At 62.6% G+C, this 26,284-nt stretch carries 14 protein-coding genes and 1 tRNA gene; 8 read left to right on the forward strand and 7 right to left on the reverse strand.

Annotation, left to right across the window (positions count from 1 at the left end; translation table 11 throughout):
• Positions 1–53 precede the first annotated feature (53 nt).
• The 3 genes from WKV53_RS22155 (at position 54) to WKV53_RS22165 (ending at position 4,270) form a co-directional block, all read left to right on the forward strand.
• Entirely contained in the window at positions 54–3,284 is a 3,231-nt protein-coding gene (locus WKV53_RS22155; RefSeq protein ID WP_341406997.1) for a S41 family peptidase, read from the forward strand.
• Between the two features lie 115 nt (positions 3,285–3,399).
• Positions 3,400–3,474, forward strand: a tRNA-Gly gene (locus tag WKV53_RS22160).
• Positions 3,475–3,622: 148 nt separating this feature from the next.
• On the forward strand, positions 3,623–4,270 hold the full coding sequence (locus WKV53_RS22165; protein WP_341406998.1) for a hypothetical protein: 648 nt from the start codon (positions 3,623–3,625) through the stop codon (positions 4,268–4,270).
• Here the strand turns inward: WKV53_RS22165 and WKV53_RS22170 are convergent, their stop codons facing one another.
• Entirely contained in the window at positions 4,271–5,401 is a 1,131-nt protein-coding gene (locus tag WKV53_RS22170; RefSeq protein WP_341406999.1) for a hypothetical protein, read from the reverse strand. It lies immediately after the preceding gene.
• A gap of 148 nt (positions 5,402–5,549) precedes the next feature.
• Positions 5,550–6,686, reverse strand: a complete 1,137-nt coding sequence (locus tag WKV53_RS22175) for an alpha/beta hydrolase family protein (RefSeq protein WP_341407000.1) — start codon at positions 6,684–6,686, stop codon at positions 5,550–5,552.
• A 153-nt stretch (positions 6,687–6,839) separates the two neighbouring features.
• Here WKV53_RS22175 and WKV53_RS22180 point away from each other — a divergent pair, with 153 nt between their 5' ends.
• From WKV53_RS22180 to WKV53_RS22190, 3 genes are all read left to right on the forward strand, one after another.
• Positions 6,840–8,207 carry a histidine kinase gene (locus WKV53_RS22180; RefSeq protein ID WP_341407001.1) on the forward strand — a complete coding sequence of 456 codons (1,368 nt, stop codon included), beginning with the start codon at positions 6,840–6,842 and terminating at the stop codon, positions 8,205–8,207.
• Positions 8,204–8,953: a LytR/AlgR family response regulator transcription factor gene (locus WKV53_RS22185; protein ID WP_341407002.1), complete on the forward strand. Its 750-nt coding sequence runs from the start codon at positions 8,204–8,206 to the stop codon at positions 8,951–8,953. The genes WKV53_RS22180 and WKV53_RS22185 overlap by 4 nt, the downstream gene beginning before the upstream one ends.
• 87 nt (positions 8,954–9,040) lie before the next feature.
• On the forward strand, positions 9,041–11,077 hold the full coding sequence (locus WKV53_RS22190) for an autotransporter outer membrane beta-barrel domain-containing protein (protein ID WP_341407003.1): 2,037 nt from the start codon (positions 9,041–9,043) through the stop codon (positions 11,075–11,077).
• A 99-nt stretch (positions 11,078–11,176) separates the two neighbouring features.
• Here the strand turns inward: WKV53_RS22190 and WKV53_RS22195 are convergent, their stop codons facing one another.
• The 4 genes from WKV53_RS22195 to WKV53_RS22210 form a co-directional block, all read right to left on the reverse strand.
• Complete coding sequence (locus WKV53_RS22195; RefSeq protein WP_341407004.1) at positions 11,177–17,671, reverse strand: LamG-like jellyroll fold domain-containing protein; 6,495 nt, start codon at positions 17,669–17,671, stop codon at positions 11,177–11,179.
• Positions 17,672–17,903: 232 nt separating this feature from the next.
• Positions 17,904–18,818: a metallophosphoesterase gene (locus WKV53_RS22200; protein WP_341407005.1), complete on the reverse strand. Its 915-nt coding sequence runs from the start codon at positions 18,816–18,818 to the stop codon at positions 17,904–17,906.
• A 46-nt stretch (positions 18,819–18,864) separates the two neighbouring features.
• Positions 18,865–20,130: a phosphatase domain-containing putative toxin gene (locus WKV53_RS22205; protein WP_341407006.1), complete on the reverse strand. Its 1,266-nt coding sequence runs from the start codon at positions 20,128–20,130 to the stop codon at positions 18,865–18,867.
• Entirely contained in the window at positions 20,127–21,857 is a 1,731-nt protein-coding gene (locus WKV53_RS22210; RefSeq protein ID WP_341407007.1) for a bifunctional alpha/beta hydrolase/class I SAM-dependent methyltransferase, read from the reverse strand. Before WKV53_RS22210 ends, WKV53_RS22205 begins: the two co-directional genes overlap by 4 nt.
• 271 nt (positions 21,858–22,128) lie before the next feature.
• Between WKV53_RS22210 and WKV53_RS22215 the strand changes: the two genes are divergently transcribed.
• Complete coding sequence (locus WKV53_RS22215) at positions 22,129–22,731, forward strand: DUF4304 domain-containing protein (RefSeq protein ID WP_341407008.1); 603 nt, start codon at positions 22,129–22,131, stop codon at positions 22,729–22,731.
• A 28-nt stretch (positions 22,732–22,759) separates the two neighbouring features.
• Here WKV53_RS22215 and WKV53_RS22220 read toward each other — a convergent pair whose 3' ends face one another.
• Positions 22,760–24,256 carry a glycogen synthase gene (locus tag WKV53_RS22220; RefSeq protein ID WP_341407009.1) on the reverse strand — a complete coding sequence of 499 codons (1,497 nt, stop codon included), beginning with the start codon at positions 24,254–24,256 and terminating at the stop codon, positions 22,760–22,762.
• 179 nt (positions 24,257–24,435) lie between these two features.
• Between WKV53_RS22220 and htpG the strand changes: the two genes are divergently transcribed.
• Entirely contained in the window at positions 24,436–26,280 is a 1,845-nt protein-coding gene (gene htpG / locus WKV53_RS22225) for a molecular chaperone HtpG (protein WP_341407010.1), read from the forward strand.
• Positions 26,281–26,284 lie beyond the last annotated feature (4 nt).

The following is a 26,284-nucleotide window of genomic DNA, read 5'->3' on the forward strand; positions in this document are numbered from 1 at the left end:
ATGCCGCGGGGGGCGGGATTGCCACCCGGGCACGTTTCGTGCATTTCCCGACCATGCTGTTCCCCCGTGCGCTTGTTTACGTCGCCCTGATCGCCTCCGCCCACGGCGCGACGGGCTTTTTCCGGACCCCGGCCATTCATGGCGAGACGGTCGTTTTCACCGCCGAGGGCGACCTGTGGAGGGTCCCGGTGACCGGCGGCTCGGCCCAGCGGCTGACTTCCCATCCGGGCCTCGAGTCCTTCCCGACGATCTCGCGGGATGGGAAATGGGTCGCCTTTTCCGCCGAGTATGAGGGAACGGGCGAGGCCTATGTGATGCCGCTCGCCGGGGGACTGCCGAAGCGGCTCACCTGGGACGGCGAGAATGCGCGCCCGGTCGGCTGGACGGCTGACGGGAAGGTGCTGGTGACCACCCGGGGCTACTCGACGCTGCCGAATGACCAGCTGGTGGCGATCGATCCCGCGAGTGGGGAGGAAACCCTGCTGCCGCTGGCGCAGGCGAGCGATGGCGATTTCGACGATGTCGGCAAGCGCCTGGTCTTCACCCGGCTGCCGTTCCAAGGGAGCAGCACCAAGCGCTACCAGGGCGGGACGGTGCAGAACCTGTGGCGCTATGATGAGGGGGCTGCAGAGGCGGTGCCTCTAACAGGTGATTTCAAGGGCACCTCGAAGCGGCCGATGTGGGACAAGGACCGCCTTTATTTCCTGAGCGACCGCAGCGGGACGATGAACCTGTGGACGATGACGGCGGACGGGAAGGACGTGAAGGCGCTGACCCATCACGATGACTTCGACATCCGCTACGCGGATTTCCACGAGGGGCGGATCGTCTATCAATACGCGGGGACGCTGCGAGTGTTCACGCCGGGCGATGGCAAGGACGCGGAGATCCCGGTGACGTTGACGTCGGACTTTGATCAGACGCGCGACCGCTGGGTGAAGAAGCCCTTCGACTACCTGACGCGCTTCAGCGTTTCGCCGGATGGAGAAAAGATCGTGCTGACGGCGCGGGGCAGCATTTTCGTGGCGCCGGTGAAGCCGGGTGGGCGGCTGGTGGAAATCCCGCGCCCGGCGAATGTGCGTTTCCGCGAGGCGAGCTTCCTGCCAGATGGCAAGTCGCTGGTGGCGCAGACCGATGAGACCGGCGAGATCGAGATGACGAAGCTGCCGGCCAATGGCATCGGCGCGCCGGAATCGCTGACGCAGGATGGCAATGTTTTCCGGTTTCCTCCGCTGTGCTCACCGGATGGCAAGAGGCTCGCCTGGCACGACAAGAATCTGGAGCTGTGGGTGCGTGATCTAACGACGAAGCAATCGGTGAAGGTGAGCACTTCGCAGATGCACGGCTTTTCCGATCTCGCGTGGTCGCCGGATGGCCAATGGCTGGCCTTCGTGGAGCCGGCGCTGAACACCTTCAGCCGCATCCACCTCTATCACGTGACGGATGGCAGTATCATCGAGGCCACGAGCGACCGGGTGATGAGCTGGTCGCCCGCGTGGTCGCCGGACGGGAAGTGGCTGTATTTCCTCAGTGATCGCGAGCTGAAGTCGCTGGTGAAGAGTCCGTGGGGGCCACGCCAGCCGGAGCCGTATTTCTCCGAGAGCACGCGCATCTATGCGCTGGGTCTAACAAAGGAGGGCCGCTTTCCCTTCAATCCTCCGGATGAGCTCGCGAACGAGCCGAAGGAGGAAAAGAAAGATGAGAAGAAGGACGACAAGCCGGCGGCGGTGCCGGCCGTGGCGATCGATCCGGATGGGCTCGCCGCACGCCTTTATGAGGTGCCGGGTGTTTCCGGGAATCTCTCGGACCTGGCGGCGACGGCGAAGCATCTATTCTACCACGCGCAGGGGACCGGCAATGAGAACAAGGGACGCCTAATGCGCCTGGACATTTCGCATGAGGAGGCGAAGCCGAAGCTCTTCGCCGAAGAGACCAAGGGGTGGGAACTTTCCTACGATGGCAAGTGGATGGCGTTGCGGAAGGGCGATGCGTTTTACGTGGTCGCGTCTGCAGGGGACTGCCCGGCGAAGCTGGAGAAGGAAGTGCCGCTGGATCACTGGAGCTTCGAGATCGAGCCGAAGGAAGAGTGGCGGCAGATCTATCAGGAGTCCTGGCGGATGCTGCGGGACTTCTTCTGGGATCCGAAGATGCACGGGCTCGATTGGGTGGCGGTGCGGAAGAAGTACGAGCCGCTGGTGGACCGCGTGGCGGATCGCTCGGATCTCGCGGAGATCCTCCATGAGATGTCGGGCGAGCTGAGTGCGCTGCACATTTTCGTGCGCTTCGGCGACGAGCGCGAGGGGCCGGAGAAGGTCCAGCCCTCGGCGCTGGGCGCGAAGCTTTCCCGCGATGCTGCAAGCGGTGGCTGGCGAGTGGATCACATCTACGCCACCGAGCCCGAGTATCCGGGTGAGAGCAGCCCGCTGGCGAAGCCGGGCGTGGCCGTGAAGGAGGGTGAGGTGATCGTGGCGATCAATGGCCGCGAATTGAAAGGAGCGGAGCACCCGCAGGAATGGCTCGCGCAGAAGGCAGGGCAGCCGGTGCTGTTAGACATTCTCTCGCCCGGCGGTCTGCGTCGCAATGTGCTGGTGAAGCCGCTTTCGCCGGACGATGCCGCAGAGCTGCGCTATGCGGAGTGGGAATACACGCGCCGCATGGAGACGGAGCGGCTGGGGCAGGGGAAGATCGGCTACGTGCACCTGCGGAACATGGGAGCGGAGAGCATCCTGGAGTGGGCGCGCAATTTCTATCCGATCTTCGACCGTCAGGGCCTGGTCATCGACATGCGCCACAACCGCGGCGGCAATACCGACTCGTGGATCCTGGGCCGCTTGCTGCGGAAAGCGTGGTTCCACTGGGCACCGCGAACCGGTCAGCCGTATTCGAACATGCAGTACGCTTTCCGCGGTCATTTGGCCGTGATCTGCAACGAGTTCACCGCCAGCGATGGCGAGGCGTTTTCCGAGGGCTTCCGCCGGCTCGGCCTCGGGAAGGTTTTCGGGACCCGCACTTGGGGCGGGCAGATTTGGCTGAATGCGCAGCGTTGGTTGATCGACAACGGCATGTGCAGCGCTGCGGAGATCGGGGTGTATAGCCCCGAGGGCCAGTGGTTGATCGAGGGCACCGGGATCGAGCCCGATGTGACCGTGGACAACCTGCCGCATGCCACCTTTGGGGGTGCCGATTCGCAGCTGGAAGCGGCGGTAAAACACCTTCAGGAGCTCATTGAAAAGGATCCTCGGCCGGTGCCGCAGCCTCCTCCGCGGCCGGACATGACGAAGTGATGAGGCCGTGGAACGTCGGAGTTTCAAGGCCTCTGGAAAAAGGTGACAATTTGATGGCAGTTTTCTCTTGCCCGCGCGGGGCGCGCATGTAGAAAGCGCGCACGCGTTTCGCGACGCGGGCGTAGCTCAGTGGTAGAGCGCCACCTTGCCAAGGTGGATGTCGTGAGTTCGAATCTCATCGCCCGCTCCAGTTTTCCAAAGAAAGCCTTCCGGATCCGGGAGGCTTTTTTGTTTTCCGGTTCGGGTTTCGTGGTTGATGACGGGGACTCAAGACGTTCGGTTGGTTCTTGTCGCGTCGTGTTGTGAGGGACCAAATAGAAGGGATCCAAGAATCCGTGATGAAGACCTTCCTTCCTGCCATTCTTTTGCTCGCGTTCGCCGTTCCGGCTGGTGCGGAGCCCGAGGCAAAGCCCGCTGCTGAACCAGAGAACGTAGATGCCGCGCGAATGAATGCGGCGTCCACGGTCAAAAACCTCAAGCAGCTTTACTTGTCGTTAATCGATTTTGACACCGACTACGGTGCCTTTCCCAATGACGAGACCGCGCAAGACGTGACCGACGCCACCGGCACGACCCTTACCTTCAAGGGAGGCTCTTCGAATGCCTATCTCCGCCAGCTCCTGGCCATGGGCGTGAAGACCGAAAAGATCTTCCAGATCGGCGGGGCCAAAGCGCCGGACGACGATTTCAAGGATGACTCGAAGGCACTGGCCAAAGGTGAGTGCGGGATCGCCTACGTCACGGGACTCACCACGTCCAATGATCCGTCCATCCCATTGGCATTCGCGCCGTTGGTGCCCGGCAAGCTTGAGTTCGATCCCGGTCCTCTCGGCGGCAAGGCGGTTATCCTGCGGATCGATGGCTCCTTGAAGATCGAGACGATCACAGCGAAAGGTGAAGTGGTCACGGCCGACGGTAAAAGCATTCTCGATCCGGCGCAGCCATACTGGAACGGCAAGAAGCCGAAGGTGGCACTGCCTGAGTGACTATCCGCCGTTCGCCGCCTTGTCGCGTGCGGCGGCGTTGTCGCGGATCGCGGCTTTGATGGCATCCAGCCTTGCGGGCCAGACGAAGTGGGGGGCTTTGGAGGGCTCGTAGCCCTGCATGTGGCCGGTGAGGCGGGTGGCGGGCTTGGTGTATTTGAACTCGGTGTCCTTGAAGACCTCGCGGCACATGGCGGCGAGGCCGGGATCGTATTCGATCAGCTCCGCGCGGGTGTTGACGTGATTGTGGTCGTGGTCGTTCTCGCGGTTGTTGTCGAACCACGATTGGACGCCTTCCGCGAAATACTCGTGGTGATTGGTGCTGGCGTACTTGCCCTTCCACAGGCCGGCCTTCATCGCGGCGTCGTAGGTGTCCTTCAGGCGCTTGTCGAAGGTGGGGTCGACGTTGTTGAGGCCGCGCAGGTGGATATTGTGGGCGAACTCGTGGATGAGGATGTTCTCGGTGGAATACGGGTCGCCCTCGAAGCCTAACAGGTTCTCCTCGGCGCACGTGCAAAACGGATCGGTCTCGCTGCCGCCGGTGCCGCGGGCGCGGGCGTCCCAGAAGTCCTTGCCGGAAAATTCCTCGAAGCCATGCATGGGCTCGTCACCCATGTGGGCGAACTCCGGAAGATCGGTGGTGTATTCGTCATGCGCCATGATGCACAGGCGCGCTCCGCTTTTCACCATGGCCTCCAGCACGTCCGGGCGCTTCCCTAGCATCAGGTCGCAGAGGAAGGCTGCTTCCTTCAGGGCGTAGGGATTCACCTTGGCAGAGGCGACGATGGGGAAGCCGCGCAGGCGCAGGGACTGCGTGTAGAAGGCGGGGATGCCTTCCTTGTCCGGTGGATCGAAGCGGAAGCCCTGCACGGGCACCTGCGAAGTGACGGTGGCTTCCGTTTTGTCGTCGCGGCCGATCATCTGGAACTTGTGACCCGGCGAGGTGGTGATGACGGTGTCCTTGCCGGGTTCCAGGCTGCCATTGGCCACTGGCTCGGTGTCCGACTTCATCCAGAAGACATCGATTGTCTGCTTGCTGCCGTTAATGATTTGGAGCTTCGGGCGCTCTTGTGCGGAGGCGGGGAGTGAGAGTGCCGCAGCTAGGGCGAGGGTGAAGGGAACGTAGGGTTTCATGGCAATTGGGGCAGACTACGGTGGCATTCTTCCGGCGAATTTCAGAAGCTCCATCCTATCCGGTGCATGCGGCGAAAGGGGCAGCGGCGGCTGGGGAAACGGCAAAGCTTTTGGGCGTGTGGACGCGTCGACGGAACGTCGACACCCCTTAATGAAGTTTCACCTCGGAGTTCGGTGGCACCTCGTTCTTCGGTCGAGGGTGGTTCTCATCGAAGACTCTCAGCGATGCGCCCGGTAGCACCGGGACGCTTGCCTCGTCCGCCTTCGTGTCATCGAGGGCGAAAGTCTTCGCCAAGAAGCGATACATCGCCGCGCGCTTGGATGGGCCGTAGTCGTGCCCCTCGTCCTTGAAGTGGGCGTTTTCCACTGCGTCTTCTTTCCCGAAGAGTGTGTAGATCCGCTTCAAGTATGGCAGTTCCAGCTCGGGGACATTTTGGGTCCAGTCCTTGCCGTCGGAAATCACGAGCAACGGTTTGGGGGCCATAACGGCGGCGATCTCGGCATTGTTTGCCACGTGGTCGGGACGCACGTGGATGGGCAGGCCGCTTTCACAGGTGCAGCCGCCATAGAACCACGATGACACTTGCACGCAGGGCATCGATGCCGTGACGCGACTGTCCACTGCTGCCAGAAGGAAGGACTGCGTGCCACCGCCGGATTCGCCGGTCACTCCTACCTTTGTGGGATCCACACCGGGGAGGGAGAGCATGAAATCGAGTGCGCGGATCGAATTCCAAAGTTGAAGTCGCAGCTCCTGCCCGCTCACTCCATGTTTCCAGCCCGCGATGGCCGACTCACCGTAGCCGACCATCTCATAGACGAAAACCGCGCAGCCCATGCGCGCCAAGGCACCACTGCGCTTCTGCATGGCTTCGGTGAAGCGGCCATGCGTCAGAGGGTCTGGTGGCCCGTGACCATGGGTGCAGAGAACCACCGGCATCTTCTCGCGCTGCTCCGGCAGGTAAAGATTGCCGCAGAGGTAGAAGCCGGGAGCGGTTTCCAGCGCTATATTCTCCACGGTATAGCCAGCTTGCTTCTGCTCTGAATGGCGGATCACTGCTGGCGGCTTTCGCTCCGGCAGCGGCCAGAGGCCGGCTCCTTCCAAGATGCCTTGGCGGATCTCTGCTGCCCGCTTGGTCCAGCCGTCGTGGGTGCCGTAGTCCTGCCACCGTGCGTCCATCTCCGCTTTCGCCTGCTCCGGCGTGTGAAAGCGGCCTTGGCGAAGTTCCGGCTCGGCGAATGCGATGGCCGGGAGCAAGGCGACGAGCATGAACGTGGGTTTCATTTCATCACGCTGGATGAAACCGGCGACCGCGTCGATCCTCCGATCGAGTGGGGTGCCGCCATCCCGATTTTTGGTGCCTTCGTCCCCGCCGCCCGCTAGTTCGTCCCAATGCGCGCCGCCTCGGGGTGGTGATCCTTCATAATGACTGCGCCGATGACCCTGTCTTCATCTCGCGCCGGTGCCTTGCCACGGTGGCTGCCGGTGGCGTTCTTTGTGACGTGGACCATGCTGGCTGTCGTGGCGGTGTGGTGGTTCGCCCTGCGCGAGCCGACGAGCCGCGTGATCTTCGTGGAGATGGGAGCGGGTGGCTCGCTGGATGTGTCGGCCTCGCGGTTGCTGATGCACCAGCAGCTCCTGCCGTGGATGCCGTGGCTACTACTCGCGCCGTACGTGCTGTGGACCGCGTTCCGATTTCCGCTGTTCGGAACAGCGAAGTGGCGGAACGGCATGGTGCTCCTCGTGGCGGGTGCGCTCTTCGTGGGGCTGAGTGCCGCGTTCCAAGACCGTGCGGCACGGCAGCAGCCGATCCTGGCGCCCATGCCCGCGGTGGAAACGTGGTTTCCTCCCGGCTTCGACAAGACGCCCGGTGGTGAGTTTGGCATCCCGCTGGCGCGCGAAATCGGCCGCGATCCGCAGATCGAGCTACCCGAGGCTTTCGGTCTGCCGCCGGAAGTCGATCCACGAAAGCTGCCGGGGATGATCTTCACCCGCGAGGAGATGAAACAACGGATCGAGGCGAGGTGGGCGAAGATCGCCAGCCGCTCGAAGGCCGCGCTCGGCGGGCTGGCCAAGTCGCCGGGGGATTCCGCGATCTTGTTAGATGCGTTCGCTTTCGGAGCGCTGCTGATCGCCGCTCATGCGGGGATCTTCCTGCGGACGGCGCGGCGGGAGAACGAACGGGCGGCATTGCTCGATTCCAGTCACGCCATGGCGCGGGCGCGTGCCTTGCAAGCCCAGCTCCAGCCGCATTTCCTTTTCAACACGCTCAATGGGATCGCGACGCTCACTCGGAAGGACCCGGAGCGGGCCGAGGAGATGATCACCTCGCTCAGCGAGCTGCTACGCATCGCGCTCGATGGAGAACGGCAGGCGGAGATTCCATTGCGCGAGGAGCTGCATTTCATCGATCGCTACCTCGATCTGCAGCGGATGCGCTTCGGTGAGCGGCTGAAGGTGGAACGCGAGATCAACCGTGATACGCTTGGGCTGCTGGTGCCCGCGCTGCTGGTGCAGCCCTTGGTGGAAAACGCCATTCATCACGGTATCGAGCCGCGTGGTCAGGGAGGCTGTGTGCGAATCACCACCGCGGTGGAAGGGGAGAGGCTGGTCATCCGCATCGAGGATGATGGCGTGGGACTCGATCCTTCGAAGGGCGGCTCCGGCAGTGGCATCGGGCTCGCAAGCATCCGCGAGCGGCTGGCGGCACTCTATCCCGGACGGCACGCTTTCCGCTCTGAGGAACCGCCGGGGGGCGGTGTCCGCATGATCATCGAGCTTCCCGCCCACACTTCCGCCTCATGAAAAAGATCCGCTGCGTGATCGTGGACGACGAAGAGCTGGCTCGCGAGCGGGTGCGTGGCTTGTTAGGCAGTGAGCCGGACGTCGAGATCGCGGGGGAAGCTGCTGATGGAGAGAGTGCCCTGGCCATGTGCACGGAACTACGGCCGGAGCTGCTCTTTCTCGATATCCAGATGCCGCGCCTGAGTGGCTTCGATGTGTTGGAGGAGCTACCATCCGATCCTGCGCCAGCAGTGATCTTCACCACGGCCTACGACACGCATGCGGTCCGGGCCTTTGAAGTGAGTGCAGTGGACTACCTGCTGAAGCCGTTCAAGGCATCGCGTTTCAAGGAAGCGGTGGCCCGGGCCCGCGAGAGGCTGGCATCGGGCTCCGATGGCGGGCTCGCGCAGTTGAAGTCGCACCTGCACGCGGTGGATGGCGGGCCGCGTGTGCTGGTGAAGTCGCCGGAGCGCATCCTCTTCGTCCGCGCCGCAGAGATCGATCATGTCGAGGCGGCGGGAAACTACCTGGTGCTCCATTGCGGGAGCGAGCGGCATATCGTTCGCGAGACCATGGCGGCGATGACAGGGCGCCTGGAGCCAAATGGCTTCATGCGCGTGAGCCGCTCGGCCATCATCAATCTCTCCCGTCTGCGGGAGGTGCAGCCGATGGGAGCGGGGAGCTATTGCGTGATCCTGAAGTCCGGTGCACGCGTGGACATGACGGCTCCGCTCCGTGATCTTCAGGAGCGTCTCGGCGCGGGTTGATCCTTTCCATGACGCTTTCGTCACGCGGACACACCCCTTCGTCCCATCCGGGTGGAGATCGTCATGGCGGACGGATATCGGGCGATCGTGAAAAACAGGTTGCCCTCGATCCCCGTACAAACCCGCTTCACCACTTCCCCAATCAACCGTCGCTCGCTTCAGGCCTTGGCGACGGCTATCCTGCTCGCCACTCCGCTCCATGCCGCGAATATCTCGTGGTCGGGGGGTGAAGGCGACTTCAACGAGACCTCCAAATGGACCGGCGGCGTTCTGCCCGGCGGCGGTGATACCGCGATCGTCGCCAATGGAGGGATAGTCTGGCTGACCGATGTCCGCACGGTGGGCGCGCTCAACGTGTCCGAAGGCAACTTCGGCATCACGCCCGGCCAGATGCTCACCTGCAACGGTGCTCTTTCCCTCGGGCAGCAATCGGGCGGCTCAGGCACGTTCGAGTTGGACAATGGCCAGTTCTTCTCCAACGGGCCGATGACGATTGGCGGCACCGGCGGGAGTGGCAGTTTCAAATTCTACAATGGCTTCATCAACCGTGTCGGTGCGGGCAGCGTGGTCGTCGGTGAGGGGAATGGCAGCATCGGCGAATACGTTCAGTCGTCGGGTTTCATGAACTGCATGGTGCCATGGAAGATTGGCAGTGGGGCCGGGGCGACAGGCGAGTTTGATTTCAATGGTCACGCCGCGGCGAATTCCCATGATTGGTTCATCGTCGGAGCAGACGGGGCCAGCGGAACCTTCAAGCTCAGTGGAAGCGGTTCCTTCAACAAGCTGCCGACGATGCCCGGCACGCATGTTGCCATCGGTCGCGGGAATGGAAGCAGCGCAACCGTCCTGCAAAGCGGCGGCTACTTCATCAACATGTCCACTGACACCTATCTCGGTGAAAGTGGCAATGCCACCGCCACCTGGACGCTCACCGGCAGCAGTTCGATCGCGGTCTTTTCCACGCTGTTCCTCGGCTATGCGGACTCGGCCAGTGCGACCTTCGAGCTCAATGGCGGCACCCTCACTGCGAGCCACATCCTGAAGGGCGAGAGCACCGGGGCCACCAGTTTTGTATTCAATGGCGGCACGCTTACGCCGCGAGCAAACGATCTCGATTTGCTGGCTGGCATCGACACCGTGAGAGTCGAAGATGGCGGCCTTTTCATTGATACCACACCACAGATCAACAGCGGCTTCACGGAGCATGAGGTGGGCTTCACGGTGGATCTGCTCGATGGGGGTGGCGGACTGACGAAGCGCGGAGTTGGCTCGCTCACCTGCGCAGGGACTTGCTACTATACGGGGGCAACTGTGGTCGAAGGTGGCACCTTGTATATCGATGATGAGCTTGTGGCCTCCGATGTGACTGTCCAAGAAGGCGGCGCGATCGCCGGCGCGGGCACGCTAGGTGGATCGGTGACGGCGGCCGGAACGATCGCGCCGGGCCATGGAGTCGGGACGCTGACCGTGGAGGATGATGCAGTCGTGAGTGGGACGCTGGCGATTGAACTCACGGCCACGTCCGGTGATTTGCTCGCCGTCGCTGGTGACCTGAAGGTCGAAGGCGCAACGTTGCGGATCGAGCTTCCCGATGGTCCGCCCTTGACGCAGCCGTATGTTATCGCGACCTACGGGACTCGTAGTGGCGGTGGCTTCGCTTCGATCGAGGGAGGTGATGGTTACGCCATCGACTATGCCTATCAGGGGAACAAGATCGCGGTCACGCCCAGTGCGTCGCCGTATGCCGGCTGGGCATCGAATTACGAGTGGGCGAATGCAGGCGATGAGCTGCCTGAGGCTGATCCTGATGGTGATGGCTTCGCGAATGCCCTGGAATTCTTCCTTGATGGAGATCCGCTGGTTTCCGGTCAGCCGGCGGGGAAACCCACCGGCAGGATTTCGGGTGATCGCTTCATCTTCACTTTCGAGCGCAGTGCCGGCGCTTCTTCGGTAGAGCCGGTCATCGAATACGGTTCAGAGCTCGACTTTCCATTCACCGCGGCGGACGGCGAGGATGGCGTCGTCATCGCCACGGAGGCCAGTCCGGGCGGTGAGGTGTGGACGGTGAGCTTTCCTCTGCCGCCTGGTGGCAAGCTCTTTGCCCGCCTCAAGGTGGAGTTTTGATTTCTCATGGCACCCGTAGGAGGAGACAGGGGAAGGTCGCCACGCACGGGAGCGCGCGGCGGCCTTTCCCAAGGGGCCTTCGTCAAGTGTCCTCCGATCTCAACGCTCGACTTGAAGCTTGAGGAAGCGCTTGGGATGCGCCGGATCGTTGGTCATTTGGATGTCACTGATTTGCACCGTGCGGGTGGCTCCGGTGCCAGTTTCCTGAATCGTGGCTCCGGTGGGAAGATTCTGGATGATGTCCGTGAAGGGAGAACCACCGGCGCTGCGGGCGATGGGTTGCCAGTTCTCCGATGTGAGGTCGTCGCTTGCGAGAATCGTCATCACTACATCGATCGCTCCGGTATTGCGGGTCGCGGTGATCGTCAGCTTGCCATTGATAACGGAGACTTCAGGTGCGGTGTCTGCTGATGACTGATTCGGAAGGGTGCCGAGGGCGAATTCGATCAGGTTGGACAGGCCATCGCCATCGGGATCGGCCGCGTCGGCCGCGTCGCCGGTTTCCTCGGTCGAGCCGAAGTGTTGCTTGCGCCACGATTCGCTGGCGCTGAGGACGAGGGCGCTTGCTTCATTTGAATCGGCGCTTTCTCCGAGCGTATTCACTGCGGACACGACGTAGTAGTAGGTGGTGCCCACGGTGAGGCCCGCGTCGATGTAGTTGGCAGTGGTGACGCCGGTGGAGATGGTTGAATAGCCGCTGCCTGCTTCGGTCGAGCGCTTGATATTGTAGCTGGCGGCTGATGGCGAAGCGGTCCAATTCAATACGATCTCCGACGTGTCGCCGGTCGCGGTTAGGGAGGCTGGGATGGCGGGGGGAATGGCTACGGTGGCTGACAAGGTGCCAGCGTTCGCTGTGAGCACACAGGCGTAACCGGCGGGGATTGTGCCGACGGTGAAATTCGTTTCACTGATGCCGGTGGCTCCGGTGATGAGCTGATAGGTTCCGGGGCCGAAGCCGGCCAAGGCCTTCAGGTTCACGGTGACGCTGCCGTCCGCGGAGAAGGCTCCACCCACGGCGAGCCGGCTGGAATTGGTGCCGAGTCCGATTTCCAAGGCGCTGCCATCTTGCAGCGACACGGCGCCGGCGAGGGTGAGCACACCGCCGCTGCCGTTGCCGGGAGACAGGGTGCCGCCGCCTGCTACGGTGACTGGTGCGCTTACGGTGCCTGTGCCTGCGAGCGCGCCACCATTGTTGACGGCAGCTGTGCCGGTGCCGGTTAGGGTGCCGTTGGCCATCAATGTGCCGCGGCTGATCGTGGTGCCGCCGGAGTAGTTGTTAGGGCCGAGGACGGTCAGGATGCCGGTGCCCACTTTCGTGAGGGCGATGACCTTGGTGGTGCCGTTGTTGAGGTTGCCGACGATCGACGTGTTTGTGCCCAGTTGGCCCACTTCTAGGGTGGTGGTGCCGGTGGCGCTGTTTCCGCCGCGGATGTTTCCGCCGGTGCTGGCCAGCGAGCCCATCTTCACCGTGTAGTTGCCGTTGAGAGCGAAGATCAATTCGCCGGCAGTGATGGTGTAGGCGGCGTCCGGGCTGCCGGAGGTGGCCGAGTTGAACTGGGTGTTATTGGCACCTGCGGTGTGGGTGAAGCTGCCGGTGAAGCCGGAGTGGTCACCGGTGAAGACGATCGTATTCGCGGTGTCGTTGAGGATCGCTCCGGAGCCGGACACGGCGCTGGTGCTCGTCAGGTTGTTGCCATTGAAGGTGAGCGTGCCGGCACTCTGGATGGTGATGGGGCCGCTATTGAGCGCGGTGGGGGAGGCGACCAGTTTGCCCGAGCTGACGTAGGTTCCTCCGGTGTAGGTGTTCGCTCCGGAAAGCGTGACGGTGCCTTGTCCTGCGACGGTGACTGAGCTGGCGGCTGGGCCATTGGCAATGATGCCGGTCAGCGCAAGTCCGGCGGTGCCTGATCCGAGAACCAGCTCGTTATTACCGGATGATCCGATGATCACTCCGGGATTGTAGGTCCAGAGTCCGCCGCCTGCGTTCAGCATGCCATTCACCGTTAGGGTCGCGCCGGAGTTTACGGTGTAAGTGGTGGCGGCGGCGCCGGTGTAGCGCAGGGTCTTTGCCACGCGGCTGACGCCCATGTTCAGGGTGGCGCCGGAGACGTCGTAGTTGACCGTGTTCGCTCCCGGGGCTGTCCACAGTCCGGTGGTTAGTGGAGTGGCTGAGGTGTAGGGAACGACGTTGCCGCCGCTGACAGTGGCGAAGGTGAAGCCTCCGGCCGCGCCATTGGCCGAGGTGCCCGCGCTTTTCACCATCGACCACGGTCCAGTGATTCCGTCGGTGACCGGCAGTGCGGCGGTCACGGTGCCGGTGAAGGTGCTCTTGTCGACGAGGAGCGTGGCGCCCGGGCTGCGGAGGGGGCTTCCGACGAGGGTAAAGGTTTTACCGGTGGCCACCTTCCACGATTGGCCGGCGCCGAGCACCAGGGTGGAGGAGATGGTGAGATTCTGCGTGGCAGAACTCATGTCGATGCCACCTTGGCCGAGTGTCAACGTATTGCCCGAGCCGATGGTGACCGCGCCGGCGGTGTCGCCGATGGTGAGGCCGCTCCAGCGGAGGTCGGAACCTGTTAGAACGAAGTTTGCGCCGGCGAGGCCGCTCCAGCGGGCGGTATCGAAGGGGCTGGGGGCTACACCGCCTGACCAGCTCGCGGCGAGGCTGAGATCGGTGGCGTTGTCCGCCTTGTCGATCACCGACGGGAGGTGTGGGGTTGCGACGATTTCGGCGCTTGGCGGGCTTTCGCCGTTCGGGCTCACCGCGACGATCACGTAGTAGTAGGGCGTGCCATTGGCGACGGCGCGGTCGGTGTAGCTGGAGCCGACGATGTCGGTGGCGACGATCTCGTAGGGGCCGCCAGCATGGGTGGAACGTAGGACATTATAACCGGCGGCATCCACCACGGAATTCCAAGCAAGCGTGACACCGCCGGGCATGATCGAGGTAGTGAGGCCCGATGGAGCCGAGGGCGGCAGCGAGCCGATGGGGGAGAAGAACAGCTTCAAGCCGCCCGAGGTTTGCTGAAGGTAGAAGCTTCCGGCCGTCGCGGCGGAATGGCCTGCGGAATCGGTGGTGACCGTGGATAGGGCGAAGGCCCCGGTCATGCCGGTGCTCGCCAGCACCTGCCAGTTGTGGCTCTGCGTCCAGAATGCATCGGTGAAATCGATGGTGCTGCCCGGACCATTGAAGGTGAGGTTCACGCCCGCACCGCTGGTGACGGTGACGGCTGCCGCGGTAAGTTTGCCGGCGGTGGCGCTGTTAGAAGCGAGCGACCATCCGAAGCGGGAGCCATTGGCGAAGGCGGTGCTGCCCTTCACGCTGCCGGTGCCGGTGAGCACGGCGCCATTCGCCACAGTGACGGCGGTGCCCACGGCCAGTGAACCATTTACCTCGAGGGTGCCAGCGCTGACGGTGGTTGCACCGGTGTAGGTATTCACGCCGCTCAGCACCAGCTTGCCGAAGCCCGCTTTCGAGCGTGCGCCGCTGCCGCTCAGCACGCCGCTGAGCTCGGTGCGGGCATTGTTCACGATGAATGCTTTTGGAAGGCTGCCGGCATTGGCTGCGCCGGTGAAGAGCAGGTTGCCGGTGCCGCTGAAGATAGCGTCCGCGCTGACCGAAATTGCATTGGCGATCGTGCGTGTGGAGGCATCCGACGACTGGATGGCTCCGCCACGGAAGTCGAGGGTGCTCGTTCCCAAGGCGGCGTTGTTGGCGATGGCGAGGGTGCCGGCATTCAGTGCCGTGGTGCCGGTGTAGGTATTGGTGGCGGATAGCGTCCAGATGCCGGAGCCTGCCTTTGTCAGAGAAGTAGTGGTGCTGCCATTGGCGATGATGCCGGCGAATTCACCGGCACCGCTGGAGGATCCCTGTAAGGTGAGCGTTTTGGCGACGCTGGCGATAGAGGCGGTATTAGAGGTGAACTTCAGCAGTCCGGTGCCGGACTGATCGAGGATCATGCCGGGAGTGCCGAAGCCACCTTGGAAGGTTAGGACCCGGCCCGATGTCTCACCGCTGCCGGTGTAGACCAATTTTCCCTCGAGGCCTCCGCCGCCCATGCCGACGCGAGTCATGGTGCCGAGTGTGCTGGCGATGTTTGGCACGCTCACCGTGCCGCCGCCGAAGATCGAAAGGTTGCCGGTGGTGAGATTGGTGCCGGTGAGGGCGACCGTGCCAGCGCCGGTGACTCTCAATTCGGCGGTGCCGGAGATGGCGCTGCTCACGGTGAGCGGGTTCGCCGAGTTGTTCGTCCACGTTTGATCGACTCCCACGTTTACCTGCCCGGTGGTATTGATGGCGGTGGGGCCTGCGCTGCTTGCGATCTCGATGCCAGTGGCACCGATCGTGAGGTTGTGAGTGCCGCCGATGCCGACGGGCGATGGTGTCGTGACGGAGAGGCTGTCGATGGTGAAGTCAGCGCCCAAGGTGGTGCTGGATGGGCTGGCGCCACCGGGAGAGAAACTCACCGCGGTATTGATGGCGGGCGCTTGTCCGGCATCGGTCGAGCCACCCGCAGCGGTGACCCAGTTGGTGTTGCCGGCGTTGTTCGTGCTCCAACTGCCGTCCACATCGCCCTGCCAGTGGGCGGCGAATGGCGGGAGGGTATTCGCCATCAGCGCGGCGATCTGGTCGGCGCTCATGGCGGAGTCGGCGATCGTGACGTCATCGAGCTTGCCGTTGAAGAGCGGATCGGCGGCCCATTGGCTCTTGCCGAGATAGTTCTGCATGGTGCCGGACAGGGCCGGGTCGGAAAGCGTGCCTTGCACCTGTTGCACACCATTGAGGTAGATCCGTGCGGTGCTGCCCTGCATGGTGACGGCGACGTGCTGCCAGCTTCCGGAGGGGAGTGCGGAAGTCGCGATGCTGCCGGTGGTGCCGGAGCCGTTTCTCAATCCAACACGCATTTCGCCGCCGACATTTGGCGACAGGAAGAAGAACTGGGTGGTGTCGTTACCGAAATCGAAGATGCGCTGGTTGGCTGCGCCGCCGTCCCAGTTGACCCAGGCGGCGAAGGTGAAGGCATTGGTATTGGCGATCGCGGGCGGCAGCTCGACGTGATTGTTAGATCCATTGAAGTCGAGAGCCTGTCCATGCTGGCCGGCGGTGTAGGTTGGCACGCCGTAGCAGACGCCTCGGTTGTCGTAGCCGGAGGTGTCCTTGGTATTTCCATCGAGCGTGAGCTGCACCACGCCGCGCTTCACGCCCATGGGATAACTTTCCTGGAGATAGCCGATGGGCGACTTCTGGTCGCGATAGACGATGCCGGCAGGGGTGAGGCCGGAGCCACCGTCGAAGCGGGCGTCCCATGTCATGTTGCGCTGCCACTCGACATTGCTGTAAACGGCGTAGCGCTCGATCCACGGCGTATCGTCCATCATGTCGATGAAGTTGCCGATGGCCGTGGCGTTCTGGTCCGTGGTGGGGTCGCCGCAACCGGTCCAGTTGGCGCCGTTGTTGAACTCGGTCAGCCAGATGGGCTTGTGGTAGCGGTCCCAGATTTCCTGGAGGAAGGACTTCAAACTCGCTGCTGACTGTCCGCACTGGTAAAAGTGGATGGTGATGTAATCCACGCGCAGGCCGGCGGCGTTGGCCTTGTCCATGAATTCGTAGAGCCACCATCGCCCTCCGTCCGTACAAGCGGGGGAGCCGACGCGCAGACCGGTGGCGAGCAATTCGGGCCAGGCGGCGATGGCCGAGTCGCGGGAGCCATTGTCCAGGCTGGTGTAGGAATCCTCGACCGAGTTGTCCGGTTCATTGAAGCCGGAAAGGTGGGTGATGCTGGTCTTGGCGGTCGGGAGGCTCGGCCAGTAGCGCTGCTGGCGGATGGGGACGTATTCCCAATTGAGCGTTGAGTTCTGGTCGTTGTTCCAGTTGTAGAACCAAGCCGCGTTCAGGACATCGGCCGAGACGTCGCAAGAGCCCTTCTTGGAAACCCAACGCCAAGGGAAGACGCGGACGAACTGGACGGCGTTGTCGAGATTCGCCGGCATGTTGGCGATGGTCAGGTCGTGGTCCTGGGCGATGTAAACCTTGCTGATACCTGTGCCGTTGGTCTGCGTTCCGAAGGTCGCCATGTAGCCGCGTTTCAGCTTGAAAGAGCTGATATTGCGGTTCATCACGCCGAGCTCGGCGGCGCTATCGTAGTAGGTGTAGAGGCTGTAGGACTTCGAGTCGCCGCTGAACTTGGGATCGGTGAAGGTCTGGAGGGGTTGGACGGCATTCGTGAACGGTGTGATCACGGTGCCATTTCCATACTGGACCACCCGCACGTTGGTGCCGTGCACTGCGGTGGCACCGTTGACCTTGATCTGGCTGAGATAGTCGTCGGCGGTGGTGGGACGTAGATTGTCGAACCACAGCCATGAATCCTCGGAATTGAGATTGATGGTGCTGCCGGCGATCGGGTTGCTGGTGCCGGTGATGTGCAGCTCGGACTTGCCGGTGACGGTGACAGCGGTGTTCGTCAGCGTTGCGTAGGTCTGGACGCTGTCCGAGACGGTGAGCTGGCCATGCGAGGCGCTCGTGGCGAGAAGAAAGAGGCTGCCGACGAGAGCGACGGCGGCGCAACCGGGAGTTCCGGGGGTGGGTTTCATGGAGTGGGCTTGCTTGGGGAATGCCCCCCGCGGGTTTGCCGGGCAAGCGGGGCTTGGGTTTGCCTGCCGGTCCGCGTAGGGAGGGATTATTACATGAACGAGAACCCGCGCGAAACCCCGACATCTCGCACCAATTCTTTGGTTTTCCCTCGATTTGGGGCAAAGGCACGGTAATCCCCGACCATGGCCGCGGGCCGTGGTTCTCGTGGAGCCCTGAAACTCGCGCCCGGGATCAGGCCTTCAGCACGCGCGAAATCTCCCGGCCATGGCCGGTGATGACGATGCGGTCGGCGTGGACGTCGACGATGGAGAATGCGGTGTTCTCCGGTTGATGAAGCATTGAGCGGAAAGTCAGGTAGGGGAGGCCCTTGCGTTCGACGAAGTCACCGGCGTGGTTGTGGCCATTGAACCACGCGACGACGCTGGGGTGCTTGTCGATCACGGCGAGGACGGCCTCGTGGTTCCAGAGCTGGTGCATGTCTGCGGGGATCAGAGGATGGTGGCCGCAGAGGATCACTCGCTCCTTGGCGACGTCGGCGGCGGTGAGTTCGCGGTCGAGCCACTCGAGCTGCGGGGTGGATGCTCCGCCGTTCCACGGCTTCGCGCCGGGCTGGCCGGTGGCTTCGAGGGCTTTCAGCTGCTCTGCCGCGGCGGTGGCGGAGGGAGTGTTTGCGGGATACTTGTAGGTCGAGATCGAATTGGTATCCAGCATCACGATGCGGATGTTGCCACTACGAAAGGTATAGTAGTCGTGGGGCATGCCGAGTGTCGCCACCACGCGGGACTTTTCAGTGTCCGCAACCGAGTAGTCGTGATTTCCCAGCAGGTGATACACCGGGTGCCCGAGTTCCTTGATGATCGGCAGCATCGTGTCGAAGGACTTGAAATCGCGGTCGATGAAGTCGCCGAGTTGCAGGGTGAACTCTGGCTTCGCCGCTCGGATGATTTCCACGGCGCGCTTCAGTTTTTCCGGAGTGGAGCGGTAGTGGCGCTCGCCCTCTTGGTCGGCGTCGGCGTACTGGGCATCGGCGATGAGGCCGAAGCGGAGGAGGGGAGCTTGGGCTTCAGCGACTGCTGGCTCGTCTGCGGCGAGGGCTGCGCCGGGCAGGATGGCTGCGGCGGTGCCGAGGAAATGGCGGCGTTTCATGGCTCCCTCACTCCATAGCGGCCCGACGGGACGGCTGCAACATCGCTCATCGTGACAGAACGGCCTCCGGCACCCGGGTGCAGATCATGGCTTTGGCTCGCTCCAAGTCTCCTGCGCCGCCGCTTTCGACCAGCCAGTGGGCGAGGATCAGGGCCGAGCGCTGGAGGCCGAGTTGGCAGTGGACATAGACCCGCCGCTGCGGCTGCTGTTCGCGGATGAAGGCGATGGCTTTCGCGATTTCTTCGTCCGCGGGTTTTACCAGGTCGAGGAGGGGAAGGCTGCGGTAAAGGGCTTGCTCGCGGAGCACGGTCGCGGCGGTCGACTCTGCGGTCAGGTCGAGCACGGCGAGCGGGCCACCCGTCAGCAGTCCTTCCGCTTCGCGCCCGGTCAACCTGCGACCGAACATCACTCCCGGTGCCATCTCGCACCACGCCGGCTCGCGCCTCAGCCAGCGCCGCTGATAGAGGCGCGTCACCAGTAGCACCGGCATCAGGCACCACTCCGCGGCGGGTGAAAGCGTGCCATTTTCCTTCCCCAGCACGCGTGCAAGGCCGGTGGCGTAGGCGAGGGAGACGATGCCCAGAGAAAGTGCCGGCCAAGCGAAACCGAACCACAGGAACGCCAGCGCCGCGCAGGCGAGTGCTCCGATCCCGTAACGGAATGCGAGCTTTGGCGACGGAGTGGGCCCGGTTTTGAAACGCGGATCCGGAATCAGCGCTGCGATCAGCCACCCCATCATGAAGCCGGTGGCCACGTCGATGACATGGTGTTGCCAGACCAGCAGCGTGGACAGGCTGATCAGCATGAACCAGACCTTGGTGATCTTCCTTGTGAGGCCTGTCAGATGGGCTCCGTAGACGAACCATACCAGCGAGCGCAGGCTGATATGAAGCGACGGCGCGAGATTGTAGGGCATGTCATTCGCGTAGAGCGCGTGGAAGAGCGGGGCGGTCCAGCCGGTGGGAACCGGCCGGGGAAAGCCCATCTTCAAGGGAAACAGCAGGAAGCAGAGTCCGCTCGCCACGACCACAGCGACCAGACGCTTGGTCACGAGGTTCAGTTCCGCTTTGTTAGAACACAGGAAGAACGACCCGATGAAGAAGAGATCCAGCGACCAGTAGGGGACCACCATTTCCCTCACGAAGGGAATGTGGCGTTCCCATTCCCAGAACCAGGTGCCGACGTTGGGGCGCGTGGAAGTGAAGCGATTGCAGAAGCCGTAGACCAGCACGAACATCCCGCCGGCGAGGGCCAAGCGCCATAGTCTCGCCCACAGCAGGCCGGGTTCGCGGGGAGGCAGGTTTAGGTTCATGGACGGCGAGCGATGCTCACGGTGAAGATGCCGAAGTCATCGATCCACTGTCGTTCCTTGCGAAAGCCGGCGGCTTCGACGAGCGCATCCATTTCGCCCTGCGGGCGGCGGCGCATGACCCAGAAGCGGCCGTCGCGATTGGTCAGGGTGCGGGCGATCATTTCCACCTGAGGGTGCCAGGGTTGGCCGGTGTAGACCAGCCAGCCGCCGGGAGAGACGGCGGAGAAGAGGCCGCGCAGGGATCGCTGGAGGCGATCGTTTTCGGGGAAGAGTTCATAGAGGCCGGAGACGACTGCCACCGAGGGCTTGGGATCTACGCTGGCGAGGGAAGTTTCGTCAAAGGCATCGGCGCGGATGTGGTCGATTCGGTTCTTTAGTAACCTCGCGCTGGCAGCAGCGCGTCCGGTTTCCAGCGCGGACTGGCTCCAATCGCGGCACAGCACGTGCAGGTTACTGCCGACTTCGGGGTCATCGAGGATGTCGAGCAAGTAACGGCCCGCTCCGCCAGCGATGTCCATGAGTTCGAGCGGCAAGTGATCCTCGCGGACCTTGGTGAGGGCGAAGCGCAGGGCTTGGTTCATGCATTCGCGGCGTTGGCGGATGCCGCGCCAGCCGATGGCATCGAGATAGCCGCGGTCGATCACCTTGCCGAGGCCGAGGGCACCGCGGGATTGGTTTTCGTAAACGTAGTCGAGCGACTCGCCGGAGTCGAAGCCGGTCGCGTGGCCGATGCGGATGCCGCGGCTCAGTTTGCCGAGCGTGCCTAACATCGAGCGCTGGATGGAGAAGGAGAGGCCCTTTAGTGAGGGCGCGGGCAGCGGCTTCTGGAGGCCTGCGTATTCCTCGTTCGTCGCGGGATGGGAGAGGTCTGCTTCCAGTCGCGGTGGTGTGGGCTTCTCGAAGCAGCGCTCGGCGAAGCGGCGGATGGCACCGATGGCTTCCTCGCGGCAAAGGTCGTGGAAGATGGCGTGGCGCGCGTCCTTCAACGAGAGGTGGACCTTTTGATCGCTACCATAGTTGTCGTAGAAAGCATCGATCGCCTCGCGCTTCACGACGCGGTCGGCACCGGCGGAGAAGAGCAGCAGCGGGCGGTCCATGACCGCGGCATCGCTGGTGACGCGTTTGCCGGTGTCGAAGAGCTCGACGAGAATCTTCGCGGAGATGTCCTTGGAGATCGCGCTGTCGGCGTCGTAGGTGGCGGCTGCCTGGGTATCGCGGGTCAGCCACGAGCCACGGACGTAGCTCTTGATGGTGGAGTCCGGCTTGAGCTTCTGCATCAGGCGGATGTTCGTGAGCGCGCCGGGCACGATGAGGTTCACGTGGAAGGCAGGGGTTGCCAGCACCAGTCCGGCGATCCGTGGGGCGAAATCGTGCACCCATGCTGCGGTGATCACTGCACCCACGCTGTGGGCGACGACAACCGTGCGCTCTGGCGTCAGGCCGTGGCTAGCCTTCAGGTGGCGGACGAAGGCGTCGAGGTCCCGGACATACTGCATGAAGCCGGTGGCGTGGCCGCGGCGGCCTTCGGATTGGCCGTGGCCGCGGGCTTCCCACGCGTAGATGGCGGTGTCCGGCATTTCGAGCGATGGGATCACGGGATCCCAGCGGTCGGCGTGCTCGTGGCCGCGGTGGATCAGCACCAGGGCGCGCGTGGCACCTTGGACGTTCCAGGTTTTGTAGTGGAGGCAAGCGCCGTCGTCGGCAGTGAATTGGAGACGGGTGCTCATGGTGGGGCGGGGGAGAAGCTCGGCCGCGGGCTGCGCGGGTGGCGGGGAGGGACTGCGGTCAACTGGTTCTCTAACCCATTCGAGAGGCATCGTGAAGCTGAGGTTCATAAGAGTCACCGGGGAGTGTGGCATGAGCTGGCGTCAGGACCTCATCGTGAGTTTTTGGAGATGTATCGGTTTTCTCAATGAATTGAAATTTGGCATCTGGGGTTTCGATTGAAAGGCCCCTTTCCTTCGGCTTAGAACATCTGTTCAAAGTCCGACTGAACAAATGCCCACCGCCCAAGATGTGATCAAGGAGGCCGTATCGTCATTGCATGCCCGGCGCCTGAAAGGCCTCGGTTTTCGCAAGGATGGCAATACGTGGGTGCGGACGTCGAAATGGCCTCAAGTGATCAACCTCCAACTCTCGTCATGGAACACGGCTGATGAGGCGAAGATCACGTTAAACTTCGGAGTGTTTGTGGAGGAGATCGGTAAGATAGTGGGTGACAGTCCTCTGAAGGGGAAGCTGAAGGAGTATCACTGCATGCCCCGTGTCAGGATCGGACAGCTCCGACCGGACAGGAAGGACTACTGGTGGGAAGTCACTCCCTCAATATCGCCAGGCATCTTGGCCGACGAACTCTTTGCCGAGATTGCGGACCATGGCATTCCGTGGCTTGAGAGCTTGGATTCCTTCGAAGGTTTAGCGAAGGAGTTTGAGAGGCAGGAAATCGACTTCAAGGCGGCTGTCGCCTTTCATCTGGCGGAGATGCCGATAGAGGCGGAGGCAATGATGGCCAAGGCCCTTTCGAGTGCAAACGAGCATTTCCGTCCCCGCCTCCTGCGTATCGCGAGATCGCTATCAATTCCCATTCAGTCCGACGACTGACAGGAGGGGTTTCAGAGAGGCTGCCAAGTCACGTCATCACGGCCGTGTCCAGCATCTGCTCGTAGCGCTTGATGTAGGCTGCGGCGGTGGCCTCATGATTGAAGCGGGCGACGGCTTCCTTCATGATGCGGGCGCGGTGGTGGGTGCGGTGCTCTTCACCGCCGTGGTAGAACTTGAGAGCTTCGTTTACTGCCCAGCGTAGGCCGTCGCCGTTGAAGTGCTTGAAGAGGAAACCATTGCCCTTGTCGGCTTCGGCGTCGAAGGGGTCGACGGTATCGTGGAGGCCGCCGGTGTCGTGGGCGAGGGTGAGGCTGCCATACTTCGGCGCGATCATCTGCGGCAGGCCGCAGGGCTCGAAGGAGGAGGGCATGAAGATGAAATCGCTGGCCGCGTAGCCGAGGTGCGAGAGTCCTTCATCGAAATCGCGCACTGCCACCTGGCCGTGGAAGCGGTGGCGGTTCACGATGTCGTGAAAGTGGTTCTTGTAAGCGCCGCTGGCGATAATCGCGATCTGCAGCTTGTTCTGTGTGACGAGGCTGTGGAGGATGTCACCGAGGAGCTGACAGCCCTTTTGCACGGGATCGAGGCGTGAAGGCCAGAAGAACAGCGGCACATCCGGATCGCCCATCAGGCCGAGGCGCTCTTGGAGTTCCAGCTTGTTCTTGCGCTTGCCTTCCGAGTGGTCGGCGGCGGTGAAGTGGTTCTTCAGGTAGGGATCGCTGGCCGGGTCGAAGCCCGGGTCCGGGGCATTCAGGATACCGGTGGCGCGGCCATCGCGATGCTTGTCGCGGAGCTGGTTGCGGATCGCATCCGGGATGAAGTGGTGATAGCCCTGCACGATTTCATCGAGGAAGGTCGGGCTGACCGTGTTCACATGGTCGGCGGAGAGGATGCCGGTGGTTAGAAGGTCGACCGGATTGTTGGCGCGGCTTTCCTCGTAGTTCCATGGGGCGCGGCGATAGTAGCAGTGCTGCCAGAATGCGGCGGCGTCGATGCCACGGTCCTCAATCTGCGCGAGCGTAAGGTGCTCGGAGTGGATGTTGTGGACGGTGAAGAGGGACTTGATGCCGTATTGCTTCGCCACGGCGGGAATCAGTCCCGTCATCCAGTCATTGCAGTGGATGAGGTCCGGCCGGACCTGCGGGAGGGTGTGATTGATGACCTCGCGCTGGAAGGCGAGGGCGATGAGGTGATTCTCCGCGCCGTAGACGCTGGAGCGGTGGTAGAAGACGCGATCTTGGGCGAGGTGGATGCGCTGCTCGGGCAAAGCGCTGCTGACTTTCTCGAACTCATTGTCGAAGACGCTGGCGACGTCCTGGTGGAACATCCGGCGGTAGTTCGGCAGGGCGACGTGGACGTCGGCACCTTGGTCGTAGAGGGCCTTGACGAGCGAAGCGGAGACGTCGGCGAGGCCGCCGGCCTTGGCGCACATGCGCTGGGCGAGGTTACCCATCCCCTCCGGCAGGTAGGTGATTTCCGGGGTGACGACGAGGATCCGAGGGCGACGGGGAGGGTTATCAGACATTGGCTATTCCGGGTTTCCCGATTTTTTAGGCGCTTCAGTTGCACGAAAGCAAGAATGTGTGATGACACCACCAAAGATTTCCGCATTTCCGGGGCGAGGAACTGCGGGGACCGTGCAGGTCGCCCTTTGACAGCCGGGAATCGCCCGCTATTTTCGCGGCCCCAAACCACTCCACTCCCATGAGCGACGCCACTCTCGAAACGCACTCCTTCCAGGCCGAAATCAAGCAGCTGCTCGATCTCGTCGTCCACTCCCTCTACACCGACCGAGAGATCTTCCTGCGCGAGCTGGTCTCGAATGCCTCCGATTCGATGGAGAAGCTGCGCCACCTGCAGGGCACGGAGAAGGACATTCACGATGCGGCGCTGCCGCTGGAGATCACAATCACCACCGACAAGGAGGCCCGGACCGTGACCATCGCCGACCGCGGCATCGGCATGACCCGCGAGGAGCTGGTGGAGAATCTGGGAACGATCGCGCACTCGGGCACAAAGGCTTTCCTCACGGCGATGAAGGAAAGCGGCAACTCGCCGGCGAACATGATCGGGCAGTTCGGCGTGGGCTTTTACTCGGCCTTCATGGTCGCGGAGAAGGTGGAGGTCTTCACCCGCTCGTGGCGCGAGAATGGCGAGGAGCTGCTGTGGACCAGCGATGGCGTCAGCGGCTACTCGATCGAGGAAGCGAGCGGCCTTGAGCGTGGCGTGAAGATCGTGCTGCACCTCAAGGAGGAGCATGCCGAATACGCGGAGGATGCGCGCGTGAAGCATCTCATCGAGCGCTACAGCAATTTCGTCGGCTTCCCGATTCTTCTCGATGGCGAGCGCGTCAACAAGGTCGAGGCACTGTGGCTGAAGAACAAGGCGGACATCAGCGAGGAGGAATACAAGGAGTTCTATCAGTTCGCCTGCCACGCCTACAATGATCCGGCGTATCGCTTGCACTTCGCTGCGGATGCGCCGCTTGCGATCAATGCGCTGATCTTCGTGCCCGATGAGAATATGGAGCGCTGGGGCATGCAGAAGACCGAGCCGGCGGTGGCGCTGTATTGCAAGAAGGTGCTGATCGATCCTGCGCCGAAGGGGTTGCTGCCGGAGTGGATGCGTTTCCTCAAGGGGGTGATCGATAGCGCCGACCTGCCGCTGAACATTTCCCGTGAGACGATGCAGGACAGTGCGCTGGTGCGGAAGCTCGGCAGCGTGATTGCCAAGCGGGTGGTGAAGATGTTCGAGAAAGAAGCCGAGGCGGATCCGGAGAAGTTCCAGGCTTTCTACAAGAAGTTCGACCGGTTCTTCAAAGAAGGCGTGGCGACCGACTATGCGAACAAGGACGGCCTTGCGAAGCTGCTGCGCTTCGAGTCATCGATGACGGATGAAGGCAAGCTCTCCAGCTTCGCCGACTACGTCACCCGCGCGAAGGACGGGCAGGACAAGATCTATTTCCTCGTGGGCCCGAGCCGCGTGCAGCTTGAGAGCAGTCCGTATATCGAGGCATTCAAGGCGCGTGGGCTGGAGGTCATTTATTTCACGGACCCGGTCGATGAATATGTCGTCGAGTCATTGGGCGAGTTCGATGGCAAAAAGCTCGTTTCGATCAGCCATGCCGGTGTCGAGCTGGATGACAATGCAACGGAAGGCGATGCGCTGGGAGCGGAGGCGACGGAGAAGCTGTGCTCGTTCCTGAAGGATGAGCTCGGCGGGAAGGTGACCAGTGTTGCCAGCGGCAAGCGTCTCGTGGACAGCCCGGTGATCGCTCTCGTCCCGCAAGATGGCATGACGCCGCAGATGCGCCGGATGATGAAGGCGATGGATGAGAACTTCCAGGATGACGTGAAGGTCGAGCTGGAGATCAATCCACGGCATCCGCTGGTGAAGAAGCTTGCTGAGACGAGTGAGTCGAATCCGGAGCTGGCGAAGCTGGTGGCGGGGCAGCTTTTTGACAATGCGTTGATTGCTGCCGGCTTGCTGGATGATGCGAGCGAGACGGTGAAGCGGATGAACGCGCTGATGGAGAAGGCGATGGGGTGAGCCC

Source organism: Luteolibacter sp. Y139 (assembly GCF_038066715.1).
Lineage (GTDB): Bacteria > Verrucomicrobiota > Verrucomicrobiia > Verrucomicrobiales > Akkermansiaceae > Haloferula > Haloferula soli.

Bases quoted from the DNA above. Each gene is read 5' to 3' on its own strand.
- WKV53_RS22215 (WP_341407008.1), top strand. From the start codon at position 22,129: ATGCCCACCGCCCAAGATGTGATCAAGGAGGCCGTATCGTCATTGCAT.
- WKV53_RS22165 (WP_341406998.1), top strand. From the start codon at position 3,623: ATGAAGACCTTCCTTCCTGCCATTCTTTTGCTCGCGTTCGCCGTTCCG.
- htpG (WP_341407010.1), top strand. From the start codon at position 24,436: ATGAGCGACGCCACTCTCGAAACGCACTCCTTCCAGGCCGAAATCAAG.
- WKV53_RS22195 (WP_341407004.1), bottom strand. From the start codon at position 17,671: ATGAAACCCACCCCCGGAACTCCCGGTTGCGCCGCCGTCGCTCTCGTC.
- WKV53_RS22205 (WP_341407006.1), bottom strand. From the start codon at position 20,130: ATGAACCTAAACCTGCCTCCCCGCGAACCCGGCCTGCTGTGGGCGAGA.
- WKV53_RS22185 (WP_341407002.1), top strand. From the start codon at position 8,204: ATGAAAAAGATCCGCTGCGTGATCGTGGACGACGAAGAGCTGGCTCGC.
- WKV53_RS22220 (WP_341407009.1), bottom strand. From the start codon at position 24,256: ATGTCTGATAACCCTCCCCGTCGCCCTCGGATCCTCGTCGTCACCCCG.
- WKV53_RS22170 (WP_341406999.1), bottom strand. From the start codon at position 5,401: ATGAAACCCTACGTTCCCTTCACCCTCGCCCTAGCTGCGGCACTCTCA.
- WKV53_RS22200 (WP_341407005.1), bottom strand. From the start codon at position 18,818: ATGAAACGCCGCCATTTCCTCGGCACCGCCGCAGCCATCCTGCCCGGC.
- WKV53_RS22210 (WP_341407007.1), bottom strand. From the start codon at position 21,857: ATGAGCACCCGTCTCCAATTCACTGCCGACGACGGCGCTTGCCTCCAC.
- WKV53_RS22180 (WP_341407001.1), top strand. From the start codon at position 6,840: ATGACCCTGTCTTCATCTCGCGCCGGTGCCTTGCCACGGTGGCTGCCG.
- WKV53_RS22155 (WP_341406997.1), top strand. From the start codon at position 54: ATGCTGTTCCCCCGTGCGCTTGTTTACGTCGCCCTGATCGCCTCCGCC.
- WKV53_RS22175 (WP_341407000.1), bottom strand. From the start codon at position 6,686: ATGAAACCCACGTTCATGCTCGTCGCCTTGCTCCCGGCCATCGCATTC.